We start from the raw sequence: 20,636 nt of genomic DNA, 5'->3' as shown, positions 1-20,636 counted from the left end.
GCGCCTGAGGGTAGATTAGCCGGATAATATTTTCCGTCTACCGCGCCGGCGTCCGTCAGGCCGACGCAAAGTGTCGGAAATGGAGCCTGGCCTGTGAAAAGCGGGCATTTTCTCCGCCGGGAGTCGTATCCCGCGACGGTCATGTTATAGGGGGACGACAACGAGCTATTCCATGCGCTTTTCACCCTCCTTCCTCGACGAGATACGCGACCGCGTGCCGATTTCGGCCGTGATTGGCTCGCGCGTGACGTGGGACCGGCGCAAGACCAACGCCCCGCGCGGCGATTTCTGGGCCTGCTGCCCCTTTCATGGCGAGAAATCGCCGAGCTTCCACTGCGAGGACCGCAAGGGGCGCTATCACTGCTTCGGCTGCGGCGTTTCGGGCGACCACTTCAAGTTCCTGACCGAGCTGGACGGTCTCAGCTTCCCCGAGGCGGTGGAGCGCATTGCCGACATGGCCGGCGTGCCGATGCCGGCGCGCGACGTGGTCGAGGAACGGCGCGAGCGCGAGCGCGCCTCGCTGCACGACGTCATGGAGATGGCGGCAAAGTTCTTCCAGGACCGGCTGCAATCTTCCGACGGAGCCAAGGCGCGCGCCTATCTGCGCGACCGCGGACTGACAGCGGCGACGCAGCAGAAGTTCGGCCTGGGCTATGCGCCCGACAGCCGCAACGCGCTGAAGGAATTCCTCGCTTCCAAGGGCATCGAGCGGGCGCAGATCGAAGCTTGCGGGCTGGTGGTGTCGGGGCCGGACATTCCCGTTTCCTACGACCGTTTCCGCGACCGGGTGATGTTTCCGATCGAGGATGCGCGCGGCAAGGTGATCGCATTCGGCGGGCGGGCGCTGTCGCCGGACGTTGCGGCCAAATATCTGAACTCGCCCGATACCGAGCTCTTCCACAAGGGCAACGTGCTCTACAACTTCGCCCGCGCCCGCAAGGGGATGGGCCGCGAGGGCACGGTGATCGTGGTCGAGGGCTACATGGACGTGATCGCGCTGGCGCAGGCCGGCTTCGACAACGCCGTGGCGCCGCTGGGCACCGCGCTGACGGAGAACCAGCTCGAGCTTCTGTGGCGCATGAGCGGCGAGCCGGTGCTGTGCTTCGACGGCGACCAGGCCGGTTTGCGCGCGGCATGGCGCGCCGCAGACATGGTGCTGCCGATGGTGCAGGCGGGCCATACGGCGCGCTTCGCGCTGCTGCCGGAGGGCAAGGATCCGGACGACCTGGTCAAGGCGGAGGGACCCGACGCCTTCAGGCGGCTCCTGGGCGAGGCACGGCCGCTGGCCGACATGCTGTGGATGCGCGAGACCTCCGGCGGGGTCTTCGACACGCCGGAGCGGCGCGCGGAGCTGGAGAAGACGCTGCGCGAGCTGACCAACCGCATCAAGGACGAGAGCGTGCGCTTTCACTACGCGCAGGAGATGCGCGACCGCGTGCTGAGCTTCTTCGGCGCGCAGCGTGCGGGCGGCAAGCAAAGGCAGGGCGGCGGGGGCAGGCGCTTCGGCGAGCAGCGCGGGCGGCCGGGCGCCGCGACGGGGCGGCTGGCGGTTTCGGAAAGCCTGGCGCGCTCGGCCATGGTGCGGCGGGCCAGTGGCTTGATGTCACTGCGCGAGGCCGCGCTGGTGGTGACGCTGGTCAATCATCCCATGCTGGTCGACGAGCAGTTCGAGCATGTCGAGGACTTGGACCTGTCCGACCAGGACCTGCGCCAGCTGCACAGTGCGCTTATCGACGCTGTGGCGCATGACGCCGAGACGCGCGAGGAGGTGACCGCCCATGTCGAGCGGGCCGGCCTTTCGGAGGTCTGGGAGCGTGCCACGGCGCTGGTGCGCAAGGCGCGGCTGTGGCCGGCGCTGGAGGACGCGGCGCTGGAGGACGCGCGCGACGCCTTCGCCCAGGCCCTGCACTTGCACCGCAGCGCCCGGACCCTACATAAGGAGCTTAAAGCAGCGGAGACGGCTCTGGCAACCGACCCTACCGACGAGAACTACCGTCATCTTGTCGAAATCCAGGCTCAGTTTCGCGATGTGCAGGCAACCGAAGCGCTGATTGAAGGCTTCGGCATATCTTCGGGTCGCGGCGACCGCGGCTGAAGGCGCGGAAACGGCGGTGATTCGCATTTGATTCGCCTTTTAGGGGCGAATCATGCGAACAGGCGCTTGACGTTCGTTCCGTTTGACGGAATCAGAACGATTCGAGTTGTATGAGCGGCTCGGTCCGCACCCGAATTGGCAGGATGGGAAGCTGATCTGGACGAGGCGCGCAAGCGGCCCCAGATATTAGGGTTAATCAAGAGGTAACTCGGTCGCTGCTAACGGCATGCACAGACGCAAGTCAGCGCAGGTGATTTGTTACCCGGTCCGGGAGTCTCATGGGCTCCCCACATCCGGTCGCTTGGAGAAAGCAAAAGAATGGCGATAAAGGAAAAGGAAGAGGTCGAGAACGAACGCGAAGGCGCCCCCGACGGCCCTCTGCTCGACCTTTCCGATGATGCTGTCAAGAAGATGATCAAGGCCGCGAAAAAACGCGGCTATGTGACCATGGACGAGCTGAACTCGGTGCTGCCCTCGGAGGAAGTGACCTCCGAGCAGATCGAGGACACCATGGCCATGCTTTCGGACATGGGCATCAATGTGGTCGAGGACGACGAGGCTGGCGAGGACAGCGAAGGCGCGGGCGGCGACGCCGAAGACGACGCCAACGAGCTGGCCGAACAGACCGGCACCGCGGTTGCGGCCGTCACCAAGAAAGAGCCGACCGATCGCACGGACGACCCCGTGCGCATGTATCTGCGCGAGATGGGCTCGGTGGAGCTTCTGTCGCGCGAGGGCGAAATCGCCATCGCCAAGCGCATCGAAGCCGGCCGCGAAACCATGATCGCCGGCCTGTGCGAAAGCCCGCTGACCTTCCAGGCCATCATCATCTGGCGCGACGAACTCAACGAGGCCAAGATCCTGCTGCGCGAGATCATCGATCTCGAAGCCACCTATGCCGGCCCTGAGGCCAAGCAGGCGCCCGCGCTCGACCGCGAGGAGCTGGAACGGCCGAAGACGCCCGAGGACAGCAAGCCGCGCCGCGCCTCGCGCAGTGACGACGACGACATTACCAATGTCGGCGGCGAAACGCGCCCCGAAGAGGAAGAGGAAGAGGAAGACGAGGCTAACCTGTCGCTGGCGGCCATGGAAGCGGAGCTGCGCCCGCAGGTCATGGAGACGCTGGACGTCATCGCCGACACCTACAAGAAGCTGCGCAAGCTGCAGGACCAGCAGGTGGAAAGCCGACTGGCCGACGCCGACATGCTTTCGCCCAGCCAGGACCGCCGCCTGAAGGAGCTGAAGGACCAGCTCATCAAGGCCGTGAAGTCGCTGTCGCTCAACAACGCCCGCATCGAGGCGCTGGTCGAGCAGCTGTACGACATCAACAAGCGTCTGGTGCAGAACGAAGGCAAGCTCCTGCGCCTGGCCGAAAGCTATGGCGTGCGCCGCGAAGAGTTCCTGCGGGAGTATCAGGGCTCGGAGCTCGATCCCAACTGGACGGACAAGATCTCCAAGCTTTCCACCCGCGGCTGGAAGGAGTTCAGCGCCAGGGAGAAGGATGCCATCCGCGACATCCGCTCCGAGATCCAGCATCTGGCCACCGAAACCGCCATTTCCATCATCGAGTTCCGCAAGATCGTGAACCAGGTGCAGAAGGGCGAGCGCGAGGCGGCGATTGCCAAGAAGGAAATGGTGGAGGCCAACCTGCGCCTCGTCATCTCCATCGCCAAGAAGTACACGAACCGCGGCCTGCAGTTCCTGGACCTTATCCAGGAAGGCAACATCGGCCTGATGAAGGCGGTCGACAAGTTCGAGTACCGCCGTGGCTACAAGTTCTCGACCTACGCCACCTGGTGGATCCGGCAGGCAATCACCCGCTCGATCGCCGACCAGGCCCGCACCATCCGCATCCCGGTGCACATGATCGAGACGATCAACAAGATCGTCCGCACCTCGCGCCAGATGCTGCATGAGATCGGCCGCGAGCCGACCCCGGAGGAGCTGGCCGAAAAGCTGGCCATGCCGCTGGAGAAGGTGCGCAAGGTTCTGAAGATCGCCAAGGAGCCGATCAGCCTCGAAACGCCGGTTGGCGACGAGGAGGATTCACACCTCGGCGACTTCATCGAGGACAAGATGGCGATCCTGCCGATCGATGCGGCGATCCAGGCCAACCTGCGCGAGACGACCACGCGCGTGCTGGCCTCGCTGACGCCTCGCGAGGAGCGCGTGCTGCGCATGCGCTTCGGCATCGGAATGAACACCGACCATACGCTCGAAGAGGTTGGCCAGCAGTTCTCGGTCACCCGCGAGCGTATCCGCCAGATCGAGGCCAAGGCGTTGCGCAAGCTCAAGCATCCGAGCCGCTCGCGCAAGCTGAGAAGCTTCCTCGATAGCTGAGAAACCGAAGAAAGCCCGGGCATGTCCCGGGCTTTTTTCTGTCCGGTGAAAAGGGGAGGAGCGAAGAGATGGCAATCGCCCTTCGAATGCAGTGCTTTGTCATGATCCCCGCCTTGATCGCCCTGGTCGGGTGCTATCCCAGACCCCGGGCGGTGATAGGCCTGGCCAACGCAGCAACCGACTATTGCGCCGCCATTGGCGGGCAGTCGGACACCCGGCAAGATGAGAAGGGCAGGCAGTTCGGATTTTGCCGGCTGCCGGGTGATGACCGCATCTGCGAGTTGTGGAGGCTTTTCCGCGACGGAAGATGCGTGCCGCCGCCCGGAGGAAAGGGCTGGGACCGGCCCGAATGACAGGCTCCCGGCCGACGGCATGACGGTGGCCCGGCCTGACGCGCGGGCGGGCTCAGCGTTGCGGTGCCCGCTTGCCTGGCTCCGCCATGGCTCCATATTCCCTCCCGGGTGAATGGGGGCAATGTCCCGATGCCGGCTCAGGGCCTGTCTCGCCCCACGGCACCGGAAGGGAGGTGTGCTGTGACCACTTACATCATGCTCGTGAAATGGACAGATCAGGGCATCAGGAACGTGCGCGAGTCGCCCAAGCGGCTGGATGCGGTGAAGAAGCAGCTCGAGGACATGGGCGGCAGCTTCAAGGCCTTTTACATGACCATGGGCAAATACGACATGGTGCTGATCGGTGAGGCACCGGACGATGCGGTGGCGGCGCGTTTCAGCCTGCAGATCGGCATGGCAGGCAACGTGCGCACGCAAACGCTGAAGGCCTTCCCGGAAGCCGCCTATCGAGAGATCATCACGTCTCTTGGCTAGAGCAAGTCGCGCCCGGAAGCGGTGGCCCGGCTGACGGGCAACCGTGGAGCGGCCGACATCTCCGCCTGATTGTTGCACCGCCTCGACGGGGCGGCGCGAAAGAGCTAGTTTGCGGTTGAATCGGAGGCGAGGTGGCCATGTCCTTTCTGAAGCGTCTTTTCGGCGGCGGCGGTGAAAACGCCGGTCCGGCCCAGGAAGCGGCCGTCAAGGAGATCGAGCACAACGGTTTCCGCATCCGGGCCACGCCTTTCAAGGAAGAAGGCCAGTTCCAGACCTGCGGCGTCATCTCCAAGGAGATCGGCGGCGTGGTGAAGGAGCACAGGTTCATTCGCGCCGATCGGTTCGCCTCGCTGGACGACGCGATCGATGTTTCCTTCCGCAAGGGCAAGCAGATGATCGACGAGCAGGGCGACCGGATTTTCGGCTGACACCCTGCACGCCGCTGGCTGCGGCAGGCGCCATTCGACCAGATCTGAATTGAGGCTCGATGCCGAGCCCATTCGCGGCGCACGGAATAAGGCCGGCGACCGACTGGCTGCGCCGTCTGTCGTGCGGGCGCTTCGCAACCGCAACCTGTTCAAACCCTGGGACGCGGGATTTAGAATCACGCTATGCAGCGCCGTGCATTGCAGTATTGCAATGGCGCGGCTCCGTTGCGGCACAGGCGCCGGCGGGGCGGGGACGACAAGTGCCGGAGGAAAGAATGTCGCTTGGAAACAAGGCCTCGCGTTTTCGCGGCGGGGCAAGAGGGGTAGGCTTGGTTCTGGCGCTGCTGGCGCCGGCACTTGCCGCGTGCACGACCACCGAGGAAGCCAACAAGGCGATCAAGTCGCGCTTCATCGGCCAGCCGAGCGACGTTTTCTTTTCCAGCTATGGCGCTCCAATCTCGGAATTCGACCTGAACAATGGCGGCAAGGTCTATCGCTGGCGCGGCGGCGAGACCTCGCGCACGATACCCGCGGAGTATATGACGGTCGGCAACCCCAGCGATCCGATGGCCGGCAGGACCAACACCAAGACAACTACCACCGTGTCGCAGCCCAACAGCTCGACCACGGTGACCGAAAGCCGTACCACCAGTTCCAGCGTGAGCTTCGGCGGCTTCGGTCCGCGGCAGGTGATGGTAAAGCCGGCGCGCGTTGAGCACCTGTTCTGCGAGGCGCAGATAACCGTCGACGCCAGCGGCACAATCACCAATGTCGAGGCGACGCGAGACACCGACGGCCAGGGCCTGAGCCTTTCGCGCTGCGCCGAGGTGTTCGGCGTCAAATAGCGCTGCGGCGCCTCGGCTGGGGGCGGGCGACGGGCTTCGGCCGAATAGTCGTCGCCCGTGGTCCGTGCCCGCCGGGTCGCGGCCGAGGTTTTTGCCTGCGCCGAACTTGGCGGTAATCTTGAGGTCTGGCTCCACGACACTGGTGGCTGGCGATTGCGCCCGGCGCGCGGCCGGCTTGCAAGGCAGCTTGCGGCGGGGCAAGATTGTTCAAGGCTAGACAAATTCGGAGCGCGGCAATGTCCCTCAAAGGAAAGACCATGTTCATCTCGGGCGGATCGCGCGGCATCGGCCTTGCGATCGCCCTGAGAGCCGCGCGAGACGGCGCCAATGTGACGATCGCCGCCAAGACGACCGAGCCGCACCCCAAACTGCCGGGCACAATCTACACGGCGGCCGAAGAGATCGAGAAGGCAGGCGGCAAGGCACTGTCGGTGATCTGCGACATACGCGAGGAAAGCCAGGTCGCGGAGGCGGTGGCCAGGACGGTCGAAAAGTTCGGCGGCATCGACATCTGCATCAACAATGCCAGCGCCATCCAGCTTACCGGTACGCTGGAAACGGACATGAAGCGCTTCGACCTGATGCACCAGATCAATACGCGCGGCACTTTCCTCGTTTCCAAAATGTGCATACCGCACCTGAAGTTGGCGCAAAATCCTCATATTCTGAATCTGGCGCCGCCACTCGACGTGGACGCCAAATGGTTCAAGAACCACGTGGCCTACACAATGGCCAAGTTCGGCATGTCGATGTGCACGCTGGGCATGAGCGCGGAATTCGCCAAGGCCGGCATCGCGGTCAATTCGCTGTGGCCGCTGACGGCGATCGACACGGCGGCGGTGCGCAACCTTCTGGGAGGCGAAACGGTGGCGGCCATGAGCCGCTCGCCCGAGATCGTGGCCGATGCGGCCCATGCGATCCTGACCCGGCCTTCACGCGAGACGACGGGCAACTTCTTCATCGACGAGCTGGTGCTGCGCGAGGCGGGCGTCAACGATTTTTCGAAATACTCGCCGGGCGCCAAGGGCGCGCTGGCCGGAGACTTTTTCGTGCCGGACGAGATCTTCGCGCAGACAGACACGAAGGTGGCCGGTTTCCTGTGACGCAGGCCGGTGTGGTTGCCAGCCTGATTCAGGAAAGGCGCCCATCCGCCTGATCTTGTAGGAAATTTGGTGGCGCTAGCGCCGTCATGCCAGCTACGAATAGAAAAGCCCGGCCGGGGAGGGGGCGACCGGCCGGGCTTTCGCCTGTCCCCCGGCTGGGGGACGGGGCAGGGAACTATCAGGACAGACTGCGTGGCGAATCTGTCGAGTCAATGGCAAACCGGCCTCACCTCGCGAAACCGTGATCGGGCAATGCGACGATCACGGTCGTTGCGCGGGCCGGCCTTGCCGCTACTGGTTGCTGGCAACCGGGGCCACCAGCGGCGTAATGCGGCGGATGGCGACACGGCGGTTCTGGCGTTCGGGCGACTGGGTCTTCACCTTCAGGAACTGCTCGCCATAGCCCTGGGTGGCCAGGTTTTCCGGCGGAATGCCGAACACATTGGTGAGCGCCGCGGCTACCGCTTCCGCCCGCTTGTCCGACAACGCCAGATTGGCGAGGTCGGAGCCGACGGCATCGGTATGGCCTTCGATCAGGAACGTCTCGGCGGGATTCCTGTCGAGGATGCGTTCCATGGCGTTGGCCACGCCTTCAAGACGGGTGATCTCGCTTTCGGCGATCGTCGCCGAACCGAAATCGAAGGTGACCGTGTCGAGGTCGATGCGCCGCGTCTTGTCGCGGATGCGGGCCGAACGCTTGACCTCGTCGACGGAATAGAGCCGCTCCACACGCTCCACCGGCGGCTGCTCGAGGAAGCGATAGTACATGTCCGGATCGCGAACGCGGTCCGAGGTCAGGATGTAGTCGTCCACGGGGATTTCCAGCCGCAGCGGCGGAAGATCGCGGCCCGGATCACGCCAGTCGCGCACGCGGTCATAGTCGTCCTCGTCAACATAGGAGAGCACATATTCGCGCCCGTCGGGTGTAATGCGCGAGCGGCGGACGACGTCGCCATAGGCGTTGCGGATGGTCACCACCCGCGTGCCGTCGCGCCGTTCGATCGTCTCGCGGGTGCGGCCGCGCGGCAGATCCTCATAGTAGACGTCGCGGGCATTGTGCCGCATGCGCGGGCGCTCGCTGCTCTGGACCATGACCTGGTTGTCGAGCTGGATGATCAGTCGGTCGCCGAATTCCTTGAGGATCTCGGTGCCCTCCGGCCGCTCGCGGCGCTTCAGGTCCACCGGTCTTTCCTTCACGCGCTTGCCCTGCTCGGCGGTCACCGGCTCGACCTTTTCCGGCTGCACCTCCTGCTGGGCTGACTTGTCGTCCACGGGCGGCGGACCGGCTTCGGCGGGCTGCGGACGACGGTTGCCGCCCTCCCGCTGACCGCGCCTGCCCTGCTCCTTTGCACCCTGTTCCTGGCCTTCGGCGGGAGCGACCTTCTGACTGTCCGGTGCCGGGGCGACCTTCTGGCTGTCGGCTGCAGGCGCCTGGCCTGCCCCGGTGGCCTCCGTCGGAGCCGGCTGTGCCTCGCCGGGAACCGGCGCGGGAGCCTGCGTGGCCGGTTCAGCCGGAGCGGGCTGGACCTGGCCTTCGGATTCCGCCGGCTTCTCGGTCGGAACCGGCGTTACCGCCTCGCCCGGAGCGGCGGGCTGCTCGGCGGCAGGCGCCTGCTGGTTGCCCTTCTTGCGCGGCTTGTCCGGCGTGGCTTCAGCGGGCTTTTCCGAAGGCGTTACCGCTTCGCCCGGAGTGGCGGGCTGTTCGGAAGCGGCAGGAGCCTCCTTGCGGTTTTTCTTGCGCGGCTGCGCCGGCTCTTCGGCCGGGGCGGGGGCGAGTTCCGGCGCGGCAGCCGGCTGCTCGGCGGCAGGGGCCTCCTTGCGGTTCTTCTTGCGCGGCTTCACCGGCTCTTCGGCCGGGGCGGGCGCGAGTTCCTGCTGGGGCGGCTGCTCGGCTACAGGGGCCTCCTTGCGGTTCTTCTTGCGCGGCTGCGCCGGCTCCTCGGCCGGTGCGGGCGCGAGTTCCTGCTGGGCCGGCTGCTCGGCGGCTGGCGCCTCCTTGCGGTTCTTCTTGCGCGGCTGCGCCGGCTCCTCGGCCGGGGCGGGCGCGAGTTCCTGCTGGGCCGGCTGCTCGGCGACAGGGGCCTCCTTGCGGTTCTTCTTGCGCGGCTGCGTCGGCTCCTCGGCCGGGGCGGGCGCGAGCTCCTGCTGGGCCGGCTGCTCGGCGGCAGGGGCCTCCTTGCGGTTCTTCTTGCGCGGCTGTTCGTCAGGTGCGGCTTCTGCCGGCTGTCCTTCGGGGGCCCGCTCTTCCTGCGCCTTGCGGTGCTTCTTCTTCGGCAGCAACTCTTCGGAGGGCGTGAGCTCGTCTTCGGCCTGGGCGATGACGATCGGCGCGCTCTTGTTCATGCCGGCCGAGAGAAGGGGAGATTCGCCGCTGCCGCCATTGGGCAGTGGCGGCGCGGCCATCAGCGGCGCGGATGCCATCAGCAGGCCGAGGGCGGTTCCCACCAAGATCCTTGGTTGGCGTTTCATATACGAATTCTCCTGTTATGCATAAGGTCCCGTCCGAGCGGAACATAAGACACGCAAATTTGTTCCCGAAAGGCCGCAAACGAGGCATCAGTTGGGCGATTGACGGGCGAAGAGGCTTGTGGAGCCTGCTCGCCGGCTTGACCTTGCCGCGCGAGCGGGCCACATGCAGCCGATGAATGAGCCTTTCTGGAAGACCACCGAACTCGAGGCAATGACGCCGGCCCAATGGGAGTCGCTGTGCGACGGCTGCGGCAAGTGCTGCCTGTCGAAACTGGAGGACGAGGACACCGGCGACATCTACTGGACGAGCGTCGCCTGCCGCCTGTTCGACGCGGAAACTTGTCGCTGCGCCGACTATGAGCACCGCCTGTCGCGCGTTTCCGATTGCGTCGGCCTCACCCCTCAGAACGTGCGCACCATACCCTGGCTGCCCAATACCTGCGCCTACCGGCTGGTGGCCGAGGGGCGCGATCTTTACTGGTGGCACCCGCTGGTTTCCGGCAGCGCCGAAACCGTGCACGAGGCCGGCATTTCGGTGCGCGGCCGGGTCAGCGCGCTGGAAAGCGACCTTGCCGAGCCGGAGGATTTCTTTGCCCATATGCTGGCCGAGGAGCCCTGACAAGCCGGCGGCGCGGCTGTTCGTACACGCATTGTTGCGATGGTATTTCAATAATTTACCCGCATGAACCGAAGATGAATATGCGGTTCGACAAAGGTTCAGCCACCACGGCGCATTGTTGCCACATCGCTTCGGCAGGACCGCCGAACGGTTCAGCCACCGAGGAGAAGACAACAATGCACAAGCTGTTCAAGACCGCCGCACTTTCCACTTTCATCGGCCTCAGCGGCCTGGCTGCGCTGCCGGCAGGCGCGCAGGCCGATGGCCTTTACCTGAATTTCGGCGGCGGCGAGGTCGGCGGCGGTTTCTACGTCCGTGACTCCGGACCACGTTGGTATCCTGACGAGCGGCAGGAGCGCTGGGACCGGCGCGACCGCTGGGAGCGCCGCTGCACGCCCGACCGCGCCCTCGACAAGGCCGAGCGCATGGGCATGCACCGCGCCCGCGTCGTCGACATGAGCCGCCATTCGATCACCGTCGCTGGCCGCGAGTGGGGCGACCGCATGATCGTCACCTTCGGCCGCGAGCCGTTCTGCCCGATCCTGCGCTGATCCGGTCCTGCCCTGAAAAGACTTACGGCTGGACCTGAAGTAAAAGCCCCGGAGGAACGATCCTCCGGGGCTTTTCTTTTCGGGTGCGATGGAGGCGAGGGCAGGGCCTGCCGGCCCCTTCCGCTACTTGATCTCGAAGGTTACGTTGACCTGCACGTTGTAGGTGTTTTCGCCGGCCTGGAGCGGCACGGCGCCGGAAGCGTCCAGCGCCATGGTCTTGGCCATCGGCATCGGCCGCGGCGGATAGGTCTGGTCGGAGATTTCGATCACCCGGCCAAGCTGCACGCCGGCGGCCTCGCTCAGCACCTTGGCCTTATCCACCGCATCCTTGACCGCGAGCTTGCGCGCCTCGGTCAGCGCGGCGGAAGGGTCGTTGTTGGTGAAGACGATGCCGCCGCCCTGGTTGACGCCCAGCGACACGGATTTGTCGAGGATGTCGCCGGCCTTGGAAAGGTCGCGCACCCGCACGGAAAGCGTGTTGGTGACCTGGTAGGCGACCAGCTCGGCCTCCTGCCCGCCGTCCGGCTTGTTGGTGTAGTGGTAGCGGGGGACGATCTGGATGCCGGAGGTCTGCAGGTCGCGCTCTTCGATCCCGGCGGCCTTCATCGCCGAAATCACCGCCGCCATGGCGTCGTTATTGGCGTCCAGCGCCTCGCGCGCGGTCTTGGCCTCGCGCATGACGCTGAGCGAGAGCAGGGCAAGATCCGGCGCGACCGCCTTTTCGCCTTCGCCCGTCACCACGATGCGGGAGGGCGCTTGCGTCTGCGCCGATGCGGATGCCGCCGGCAGGGCGATCGCCGCGGCCAGCGCCAGGGGCAGATGAAACTTCGTCATGCAAATCTCCAATATCGTGTCCCTTCGGGGGCCCGACTATGTTGCGATTATGGACCGATTGCGGCAAGTGGAAACTGTTTTCGGTTAAAGCCTTGTGCGCGCCGAAAAAAGAAACTATCCAGCCACTGGGTGGGGCCTGTAGCTCAATGGTTAGAGCCGGCGGCTCATAACCGCTTGGTTGGGGGTTCGAGTCCCTCCGGGCCCACCATCGATTTTTTTGACCGTTCAAGTTTCCTAGCAAAAATCAATGGCTTAGCTTTTCAAAATGGCCCGCAAAGCCATTTTACGGTGTCCAAAAACCTAAAATACCGTCACTCTTTGACCCTCGGATACCGTCAGGCCCATTTGATGCAAGTAATCCCGAGTCCGGTCGCACTTCGCTAAATCGAAAATTTACGTTAATTATTAAATACCTAGATGAATACAGCAAGCGCTTGATTCGAGGCGTTTCAGCTGAGCGGTGAAATCATCATGGTTGCGGGTTCGAGTCCTGAACACGAAATCACGCGCAATCACATGCGAAATACAAAATATGCTTCAGTAAACGGAGTGTTGAACAAGTAAACGCATCGATTCATGGCTATTTTAACTTAGCGCCATTTTGATTGACCCGAGAATAATGCTAGTTTCAGAGCCCACACGGCTGCTCGGTGACTGCCTTGAGCGTATGAAGGAGATTCCAGATGGGAGCGTCGATTTGGCACTGACAGACCCGCCGTATGGGACGTGGGAGCACTTGCTTAGGATCGCGATTGGGGCATGATCGTAGAGAGTTGGCCGTGGAAGCAGCAGCTATTGAAGGACGCTGATCTGATTGACAGGTGGGCGTCCAAGGCTTCCACACGCCGCTCGTTCCATCTTGAGAAGAAGGTATTCCTCTCAGCCTATGCGATGCGGAAGCTGTTCGACGCTGAGAAGCTAACTTCACAACTCGCCGACCTAAACGTCAAAGCCGAACGCTTTAGCCTCTTGCCGTCGAAGCAACCCGATTGGTGGACACGCTTCAACTTCTTTGAATATTTCGATCTCAACGCGCCTGAGAAATGCACCGTGGGCGTGAGGCAGCTACTCAACCTCTTCATCCATAGCAAAGTGTTTGCTGAAGCCGTCTGCAGCGAGTTGGACCTTCGGGTCGCAGCGTTTTTCGTGAACTCCGACCTCACTAAGGACACCCTCTGGCAAATACCAGTTTCAGAGTTCACGCGCCTGATGCGAATTGTCGGAAACGACGATTTCCCAACCTTCAAACTGATCATTCACCCGACGACCCGCGAACACCGGTCGTGGCGTGGTGAGGGTGACCCGCCGCCGCACATAACGGCCCGTCTTGAACGCTTTCTGAAGGAGGATAAGACCTAAGAAAGTGGCGGGATTTGTGACGGTATCGGAGAACGATTGAAATTGCTTATTTCTTTTAACGGCTAGGGCCCACCATCGCTTTTGTTGGCACTGCCGCCGCTCGTTAACGTCTTCCAGTTGGTTTACGCCCCAAGATTCTGCCGAGCGCGAGGCAGCTCGAGGTTTAGCATTTTGCGGCCCGTTTCCGCGACGAAGTTGATCAGATCGGAGATCGGTGCCCGCGGCAGGACGGTTTTTGAAGCCGTCCTCATGCTCTTTCCGAGGACGATCCGGGCAGATCTGGTTGAGGCGATTGCGTACTGCAGTACTGGGCATTCTGATCCGATGGGGTCGTTTTCATGATCCTGGCTTTCACGAAGACGTCGTAACGAGTGCTCTTTCCCAAGATCTGATGGGACGGTTTGGGTAGCCCTGGCATCGGCTCCGCGCGCAGGGGCCACTTGAGCACCACTCGGTTGCGCGCGGTCTCCAGGGCGACCTGCATCAGTTGTGCGGCGTCGGGATCGGTGCCGACGATTTCGCGGATCAGCCGCATCTCCTTCTTGACCAGGGCCGTGTTGCCACGTGGAGGGTGCATCGGATCGACCAATACCACCTGCGGGTTCAGTTGCGGCAGCAGGGCGCATGAGTCGCCATGTATCAGCGTCATGCGCGCAACCGTTTCGGCATACCGCCCCCCTTGCGCTCGGGCGCGATCGAGCCCCTCGGCAAGGAGGTCATGCATCGTCCTGGAGCGCTCGATGAGGGTGACGCGCGCACCAAGCGACGCCAGGAAAAACGCGTCACGGCCGAGGCCGGCAGTAGCGTCCACGATTTCCGGCACAACGCCGCGCGAAAACCCGGCGGCTTTCGCCAAAGCCTGCCCACGCCCCTCGCTAGAGCGAAAACGGTGACCGGTCGCGCCGCCGACGAAGTCGACGATCAGGGATGTTGTGTCGAGGTTTTGCGCCATCGTCGCTCTCAGAACGGCACGGGGGCGGTGAAGGTGACGTCCGAGCCACGGGGATGACGAAAGCTCAGTTCTTCGGCGTGGAGCAGCAGCCGGTCTGCGGCCGCCAGAGCCGCGCCGTCGGCATAGAACTCGTCGCCCAGGATCACGTGACCCAACGCCTTCATGTGCACGCGCAACTGGTGTGTGCGTCCGGTCAACGGGAAAAGGCGCAGTCGCGTGGTGTTCTCACCGTATCCGAGAACGCGCCAGCGCGTCTGCGCGGGCTTGCCGTGCTGATGGTCGACGCGATGCCGGGGTTTGTTGTCCGGATCGATGGCCAAGGGCAGGTCGACCAATCCTTCCTCATCCTGGACCCGCCCCCAGACCTCGGCCACATAGGATTTCTCGGTGGTGCGCGCCTCGAACTGCGCCGCGACCGCGGCATGCGCCTTGCGGTTGAGCGACATCAGCACCAGGCCGGACGTGTCCTTGTCCAGTCGGTGAATGATCAGGGCTTTCGGAAATTGTTCCTGAACGCGCGTTGCCAGGCTGTCCGCGAGGGCGGGGTGGCGTCCGGGCACGGAAAGAAGACCGCTCGGCTTATCGAGCACGAGAAGGTCTGCGTCGCGATGGAGGATCGAGAAATAGGGTTCCCGCGGCGGGTTATAGACGGGAAAGGCATCTGATAACGAGTCCATGGCGTCCGATATACCATGGAATTGCGCCCTGCGGAGAACAACATGGCCGGCCGGCTTTCGGTATTTGCGCTGGTGAGAGAAGCCCGGCGGCGTCGACGGGCGCGCCCGCCCCGGACCAAGGGTTTTTCAGGTGCCGCGCCGGCCGGCGGGAAGCCTGCCGGCGCGTCGAGGGTCACTTGCCTTAGCGCAGGCCTTCAGCGGCATAGGCCGCGATGTCGGCATGGGTGGCGAACCAGACGTCGTCATGGCCGCGGATGTGCCGGATCAACTCCTCCAGGATGGAGATGCGCGAGCGGTAGCCGATGACATGCGGGTGCATGGTCAAAAGGAACAGGCCGCCTTCCTCATAAGCGCGGTCGAACTCGCGGCGGAAGATGTCCAGCACTGCCGTCGGCGGCGTGTAGGGCCGGTGAGCGGTGAAGCGGTTCATGTTGAAATAGACCGCGTCGTCGCGAATCCACTCCACCGGGAGCTCGACGATACCGGTCGGCTCGCCTTCCTCGACGATCTCGTAAGGATCGTCATCGGCCATCAGCGAGGAATCGTAGAGCAGGCCCAGTTCGCGCTGGATCTTGAGCGTGACGCTCGAAAAATCCCAGGACGGCGTGCGCATGCCGACGGGGCGAACGCCGGTGATCTTCTCCAGCGTGTCGGCGGCGCGGAAGTGCAGGTCGCGCTCGTTTTCCGGCGGCACCTTGGTGTTGAGCTCGTGGATCCAGCCGTGCAGGCCGATCTCGTGGCCCTCGGCGACCACCCGCCGCTGCTCGTCGGGATAGAGCAGGCCGACCACGGCCGGCACGAAGAAGGTCGCCTTGATGTCGTTGTCGGAAAGCGTCTTGAGGATGCGCGGGATGCCGACGCGGTTGCCATACTGGCCCTGCGACATGCGGCCGATGGATTCGCCGCCGTCGCGCAGCTCGTTGCTCTCATGGTCGCTGTCGAAGGACAGCGCCACGGCGCAGCGTGCGCCGTTCTTCCAGGCCTTCGGCTTCAGCGAGCGGCCCGCGCGGATCTTCTCCACCTTGCCGCGCCAAACCGACTCGTCCCACTGCCAGGGTTCCATCATTCACCTCGTATTTTGATGGTTCAAACTGCTGCCGCGGTCGCCTGCGCCGCTTGCGGCAGCACCGGCACCGCCGCGAGCAGCCTCCGCGTATAGTCGTCCTGCGGGTTCTCGTAGATCTCGGCGGTCTGGCCGGCTTCCACGATGCGGCCGCGATACATGATCGCCACTCGGTCGCACAGGTGCCGAACGACCGAGAGATCGTGCGAGATGAAGATCAGCGTCAGCTCCAGTTCCTTGCGCAGGCGGATGAGCAGATTGATGATCTGCGCCTGGATGGAAACGTCGAGCGAGGCCACCGGCTCATCGCAGACCACCACGTCCGGCTGCATGGCGAGCGCACGGGCGATTGCCACGCGCTGGCGCTGGCCGCCGGAGAACTGGTGCGGATAGCGGCCGGCGAAGGCCGGGTCGAGCCCGACCGCCGCGAGCCACTGGCGGACATATTCGCCGGCCTGCGCCCGCGTGATAAGCCCATGCGCCAGCGGCCCCTCGGAGATGCTGTCGCCGACGCGCATGCGCGGGTCAAGCGAGGCGAACGGGTCCTGGAAGATGGTCTGGACGCGCGTGGTCACTTTCGTCGGGTTGCGGCCACTGGAGATGACCGGGTTGCCTTCGAGCCTGACGAAGCCGGTGGTGGGCGCGTAGATGCCCGCTGCGATGCGGCCGAGCGTCGACTTGCCGCTGCCCGATTCGCCGACGAGGCCCAGAGCGTCGCCGCGCGCCAGCGTCAGGCTGATATTGTCCACCGCCTGCACGAAGGGAACGGGCGAGGCGAGGCCCGCCTTCTCGGCGAGGGCATGCAGCAGGCCGGTGTCCCTGCGGAACTTCTTGCTGACGCCCTCGATGACGAAATACGGCACGCCGTCCTTCGGCATCCGTTTCTGGCCGGAGGCCTCGCGGCGCGGCGGCGGTGCCGGATCGGCCTCGCCGTCGCCGCTGTTGCGGGCCAGCATGGCGCCGGGTTCGGCGCGCGAGGGCAGGGCGTCGAGCAGCCCGCGCGTATAGGGATGCTGCGGGTTGAGCAGCACGTCATTGGTGGCGCCTGCCTCGACGATGCGCCCGGTCTTCATCACGGCGACCTGGTCGGCGATGGAGGCGACAGTGGCGAGGTCGTGGCTGATCCAGATAAGCGCGGTCCCGGTCTCCTTCACCAGCTCCTTCATCTCGGCCAGGATCTCGGCCTGGATCGAGACGTCGAGCGCCGTCGTCGGCTCGTCGGCGATGATGAGCTTGGGCTTGTGCAGAAGCGCAATTGCGATCGCCACGCGCTGGCGCATGCCGCCGGAGAACTGGTGCGGGTAGAAGTCGACCTTGAGCTCGGGGTCGGGGATGCGCACCTGCTTCAGCGCCGCGATCGCGCGCTTGCGCGCCTCGGCGGTGGAGATTTTGCCATGCGCTTCCAGGGCGAGTCGGATCTGCGTGAAAATGCTGAGCACCGGGTTCAGCGTCATCATCGGATCCTGGAAGACCATGGAGATGACCTTGCCGCGGATGGCGCGCAGCTCGTTGGGCGCGAGGCCGACGAGCTCGCGCCCCTCGAGCTTGATCGATGAGCCGCCTTCGATGCGGCCCGGCTGATCGATCAGGCCGATGATCGAGAAGCCGGTGATGCTCTTGCCCGAGCCGGATTCGCCGACGAGGCCGAGGACTTCACCGGCGGCCAGCGAGAACGACACGCCATCCACCGCCTTCATCACGCCCTTGGCGGTGTGGAAATGGGTCTTGAGGTCGGTGACCTGCAGGAGCGGCGCCGTCATTTCTGCAGCCTCGGGTTGAGCTGGTCGCGGATCTGGTCGCCGACGAGGTTCAGCGACACGATGAACAGGATGAGCGCGATGCCGGGGTAGATCGAGATCCAGTAGCGGCCAGACAGCAGATACTGGAAGCCGTTGGCGATCAGCATGCCGAGCGACGGCTCCGTCGGCGGCAGGCCGACGCCGAGGAAGGAGAGGGTGGCTTCGAGCGAAATAGCGCTGGCGACCTGCACCGTGGCCACCACGATCAGCGGCGGCAGGGCGTTGGGCAGGATGTGGCGCAGCACCACCCGCCGTGCCTTCAGCGGCACGGAGAGAGCAGCCTCGACATAGTCCTTCTGCCGTTCGGCCGACGCCGCGCCATGCGCTGTGCGCGCGAAATAGGCGTATTGGGCGAAGATCAGCGCCAGGATGAGCTGGTACTGGCCCTGGCCGAGAATGGCCGCGATCACGAAGGCCAGCAGGATCGCCGGGAAGGAAAGCTGCAGGTCGACGATGCGCATCAGCAGGCTTTCGGTGCGGCCGCCGATATAGGCGGCGCTGGTGCCGACCAGAGCGCCGACCGTGAAGGCAATGGCACCCGAGATCACGCCGACCTTCAGCGAGATGCGCAGGCCGTAGAGGATCGCCGACAGCAGGTCGCGGCCTTGCGCATCTGTGCCGAGCAGGTGGACGTAGCCGCCGGTGCCGACATAGCCGGGCGCCCGGCGCGCATCGCGCAGCACCAGATGGGCGAGGTCATACGGGTCCTGCGGTGCGACAAGCGGAGCCGCCAGCGCCAGCACCGCGATCAGCAGGGTCACGATGCCGGCGGCGAGAGCGACGCGGTTGCGGGAGAATTCCGTGAGGAAATTGCGCAGCGGGGTAGAGGCGTTCGTCATGCCCGTCCCTTTCTCAGACGCGGATCGAGCAGCACGTAGACAAGGTCCACCGACAGGTTGATGACAATGAACAGCAGCGCGACCAGCATCAGGTAGGCCACCATGACCGGGCGGTCGAGCGAGGTGATACTGTCGATGATCAGCTTGCCGAGGCCGGGCCAGGAGAAGATCGTTTCCGTCACCACGGCGAAGGCCAGCGTGGAGCCGAACTCCAGGCCGAAGACCGTGACCAGCGGGATGGAGATCAGCTTCATGACATGGCGCAGCAGGATCGTGCGCTCGCTGATGCCGGCGGCCCGGGCAAATTTCACCGTGTCGCTCAGCATGACCTCGCGCGTGCCGGCGCGGGCCAGGCGGATCATCATCGAAAGCTTGAACAGCGCCAGGTTGATGCCGGGCAGCAGCATGTGCTTGAAGCCGTCGGCGGTGAGGAAGCTCCATTCGACGCCGAAGAGCGAGACGGTCGCGCCGCGCCCGCCGGCCGGCATGCAGCCGCACTGCACGGCAAAGACCATGATGAGCATCAGGCCGAACCAGAAGGTCGGCACCGAGAAGCCGAGGATCGAGGCGCCCATGATGATGCGCGAGGCGAGGCTCTGCGGTCGGTAGCCGGCATAGACGCCAAGCGGAATGCCGACAGCCGAAGCGAGGATGACCGCAAACACCGTCAGTTCGAGCGTGGCTGGCAGGCGCGACAGGATCAGCGAGCCGACCGGCATGCCGTAGACGAAGGAGGTGCCGAAGTCGCCGTGGATGAGCCGGTTGGCGAACTCGAAATATTGCTGCCAAAGCGGCAGGTCGAGGCCGTAGCGGGCGATCACCTGTGCACGGATTTCCTGCGTGGCGTCTGGCGAGATCAGGACGTCGATCGGGTTGCCGACTGCGTAGACCCCGCAGAACACCAGAATGGACATCGCGACGACCACGAGTCCTGCCTGGAAGATGCGTTGAAAGACGAAAGAAAACATCGCTCCCCTGTCGCGTCCGTTGCGGACGTCATCTTGCCCTAGTTGGTTCGGCTCAATTCCAGTCGGCTTCCAGGAGTGCGCGGGTCTCTGCCACCGCAACGTCCCAGATGGCCAGCATGTCAGCGTCGGGGCGCTCGAACAGGCCGTGATAGTTGCCTTCGCCCAGCATCTCGCGCTTCGTCGCGGCATCGACGCGCGCAAGCCGGGCGAAGTCGATGCGCGGCTTGGGCTCGATCGGCTGCACGACCTCGGCCAGCCGCGTCCACGGGAAGTTTTCCATCCAGGAGGCATGCGAGGCCGCCGGGTCGGTGTCCATCACCTTTTTCCAGGTCAGGGGTGCGCGCCACCAGTCATGCATCTTGACGCGGGCGTCGGGATGATCGTTCAGCCATTCGGAGATCACCGCGCCTGCGGGCGTGTTGCCGCCGTGGCCGTTGACCACGAGAATGCGGCGAAAGCCCGAGCGGTACATGCTGTTCAGCAAGTCTTCGATCACGCCGACATATGTCGAAAGCTTCAGCGTCATGGTGCCCGGATAGGCGGAGAAGGACGCGGCAAGCCCGTAGGGCATGACCGGGAAGACGGGAACGCCGAGCGGCTCGGCCGCATCGATTGCGACCTTCTGTGCCAGGATCATGTCGGTGCAGAGGCTTAAGTATGCGTGCTGCTCGACGCTGCCGATGGGCAGGATGCAGCGGTCGTCGCTGGCGACGCGCTCTTCCACCTGCATCCAGTTCATCTCGGCTATGTCCATCGTGTTCTCACTTTCAGGATATGCGAAATCGGCTCGACACGAGCGTTGACGCAGAGGCGAAAGCGCCGTCAGCGCCGCGTCGCATTAGTTCAAGATTGTTCTAGTAGGAACTAA

Annotated in this window: 18 protein-coding genes, 1 tRNA gene and 1 pseudogene; 11 read left to right on the top strand and 9 right to left on the bottom strand. The window is 64.3% G+C overall.

The window, feature by feature from the left end; translation table 11 throughout:
• Positions 1–172: 172 nt before the first annotated feature.
• The 7 genes from dnaG (at position 173) to ABLE86_RS03630 (ending at position 7,638) form a co-directional block, all read left to right on the top strand.
• Positions 173–2,095, top strand: a complete 1,923-nt coding sequence (dnaG, locus tag ABLE86_RS03660; protein ID WP_348777540.1) for a DNA primase — start codon at positions 173–175, stop codon at positions 2,093–2,095.
• Positions 2,096–2,413: 318 nt separating this feature from the next.
• Positions 2,414–4,435 (top strand): RNA polymerase sigma factor RpoD, encoded by a 2,022-nt coding sequence (gene rpoD / locus ABLE86_RS03655; RefSeq protein WP_348777539.1) that lies wholly within the window; start codon positions 2,414–2,416, stop codon positions 4,433–4,435.
• Positions 4,436–4,503: 68 nt separating this feature from the next.
• Entirely contained in the window at positions 4,504–4,788 is a 285-nt protein-coding gene (locus ABLE86_RS03650; RefSeq protein ID WP_348777538.1) for a DUF333 domain-containing protein, read from the top strand.
• A 180-nt stretch (positions 4,789–4,968) separates the two neighbouring features.
• On the top strand, positions 4,969–5,262 hold the full coding sequence (locus ABLE86_RS03645; protein ID WP_348777537.1) for a GYD domain-containing protein: 294 nt from the start codon (positions 4,969–4,971) through the stop codon (positions 5,260–5,262).
• Positions 5,263–5,399: 137 nt separating this feature from the next.
• Positions 5,400–5,690 carry an HlyU family transcriptional regulator gene (locus ABLE86_RS03640; RefSeq protein WP_348777536.1) on the top strand — a complete coding sequence of 97 codons (291 nt, stop codon included), beginning with the start codon at positions 5,400–5,402 and terminating at the stop codon, positions 5,688–5,690.
• Positions 5,691–5,965: 275 nt separating this feature from the next.
• Positions 5,966–6,535 (top strand): hypothetical protein, encoded by a 570-nt coding sequence (locus tag ABLE86_RS03635; protein ID WP_348777535.1) that lies wholly within the window; start codon positions 5,966–5,968, stop codon positions 6,533–6,535.
• Between the two features lie 236 nt (positions 6,536–6,771).
• Positions 6,772–7,638: an NAD(P)-dependent oxidoreductase gene (locus ABLE86_RS03630; RefSeq protein WP_348777534.1), complete on the top strand. Its 867-nt coding sequence runs from the start codon at positions 6,772–6,774 to the stop codon at positions 7,636–7,638.
• A gap of 291 nt (positions 7,639–7,929) precedes the next feature.
• On the opposite strand, the gene ABLE86_RS03625 is transcribed toward ABLE86_RS03630, so the two are convergent.
• A complete protein-coding gene (locus tag ABLE86_RS03625; RefSeq protein WP_348777533.1) occupies positions 7,930–10,107 on the bottom strand; it encodes an OmpA family protein in 2,178 nt (725 codons plus the stop codon).
• 172 nt (positions 10,108–10,279) lie between these two features.
• Here ABLE86_RS03625 and ABLE86_RS03620 point away from each other — a divergent pair, with 172 nt between their 5' ends.
• The gene (locus ABLE86_RS03620) at positions 10,280–10,726 is read left to right on the top strand and encodes a YcgN family cysteine cluster protein (RefSeq protein ID WP_348777741.1); all 447 of its coding nucleotides are present in this window, start codon (positions 10,280–10,282) and stop codon (positions 10,724–10,726) included.
• Between the two features lie 176 nt (positions 10,727–10,902).
• Complete coding sequence (locus tag ABLE86_RS03615) at positions 10,903–11,277, top strand: hypothetical protein (protein WP_348777532.1); 375 nt, start codon at positions 10,903–10,905, stop codon at positions 11,275–11,277.
• A gap of 123 nt (positions 11,278–11,400) precedes the next feature.
• On the opposite strand, the gene ABLE86_RS03610 is transcribed toward ABLE86_RS03615, so the two are convergent.
• Positions 11,401–12,111 (bottom strand): SIMPL domain-containing protein, encoded by a 711-nt coding sequence (locus tag ABLE86_RS03610; RefSeq protein WP_348777531.1) that lies wholly within the window; start codon positions 12,109–12,111, stop codon positions 11,401–11,403.
• A 132-nt stretch (positions 12,112–12,243) separates the two neighbouring features.
• On the opposite strand from ABLE86_RS03610, the gene ABLE86_RS03605 reads away from it, so the two are divergent.
• Positions 12,244–12,319: transfer RNA gene (locus ABLE86_RS03605), tRNA-Ile, on the top strand.
• Between the two features lie 551 nt (positions 12,320–12,870).
• Entirely contained in the window at positions 12,871–13,470 is a 600-nt protein-coding gene (locus ABLE86_RS03600) for a hypothetical protein (protein WP_348777530.1), read from the top strand.
• 340 nt (positions 13,471–13,810) lie between these two features.
• Here ABLE86_RS03600 and ABLE86_RS03595 read toward each other — a convergent pair.
• The 7 genes and pseudogenes from ABLE86_RS03595 to ABLE86_RS03565 all read right to left on the bottom strand — a co-directional run.
• Positions 13,811–14,422, bottom strand: a pseudogene (locus tag ABLE86_RS03595) (class I SAM-dependent methyltransferase); the annotation flags it as partial.
• An 8-nt stretch (positions 14,423–14,430) separates the two neighbouring features.
• Positions 14,431–15,099 carry a pseudouridine synthase gene (locus ABLE86_RS03590; RefSeq protein WP_348777529.1) on the bottom strand — a complete coding sequence of 223 codons (669 nt, stop codon included), beginning with the start codon at positions 15,097–15,099 and terminating at the stop codon, positions 14,431–14,433.
• Between the two features lie 181 nt (positions 15,100–15,280).
• The gene (locus ABLE86_RS03585; protein WP_348777528.1) at positions 15,281–16,165 is read right to left on the bottom strand and encodes a polysaccharide deacetylase; all 885 of its coding nucleotides are present in this window, start codon (positions 16,163–16,165) and stop codon (positions 15,281–15,283) included.
• A gap of 20 nt (positions 16,166–16,185) precedes the next feature.
• Positions 16,186–17,922: an ABC transporter ATP-binding protein gene (locus tag ABLE86_RS03580; protein ID WP_348777527.1), complete on the bottom strand. Its 1,737-nt coding sequence runs from the start codon at positions 17,920–17,922 to the stop codon at positions 16,186–16,188.
• On the bottom strand, positions 17,919–18,800 hold the full coding sequence (locus ABLE86_RS03575; RefSeq protein WP_348777526.1) for an ABC transporter permease: 882 nt from the start codon (positions 18,798–18,800) through the stop codon (positions 17,919–17,921). Before ABLE86_RS03575 ends, ABLE86_RS03580 begins: the two co-directional genes overlap by 4 nt.
• Complete coding sequence (locus ABLE86_RS03570) at positions 18,797–19,768, bottom strand: ABC transporter permease (protein WP_348777525.1); 972 nt, start codon at positions 19,766–19,768, stop codon at positions 18,797–18,799. Before ABLE86_RS03570 ends, ABLE86_RS03575 begins: the two co-directional genes overlap by 4 nt.
• A 52-nt stretch (positions 19,769–19,820) precedes the next feature.
• Positions 19,821–20,522, bottom strand: coding sequence for a creatininase family protein (locus tag ABLE86_RS03565; RefSeq protein WP_348777524.1), 702 nt, complete (start codon positions 20,520–20,522; stop codon positions 19,821–19,823).
• Between the last annotated feature and the right edge of the window lie 114 nt (positions 20,523–20,636).

It is taken from the genome of Mesorhizobium sp. KR2-14, from assembly GCF_040049255.1.
In the GTDB taxonomy this organism is placed as follows: domain Bacteria; phylum Pseudomonadota; class Alphaproteobacteria; order Rhizobiales; family Rhizobiaceae; genus Pseudaminobacter.
Note: the sequence above shows the minus strand (reverse complement) of the source record. Positions and strands in the feature narration are given on the sequence as shown.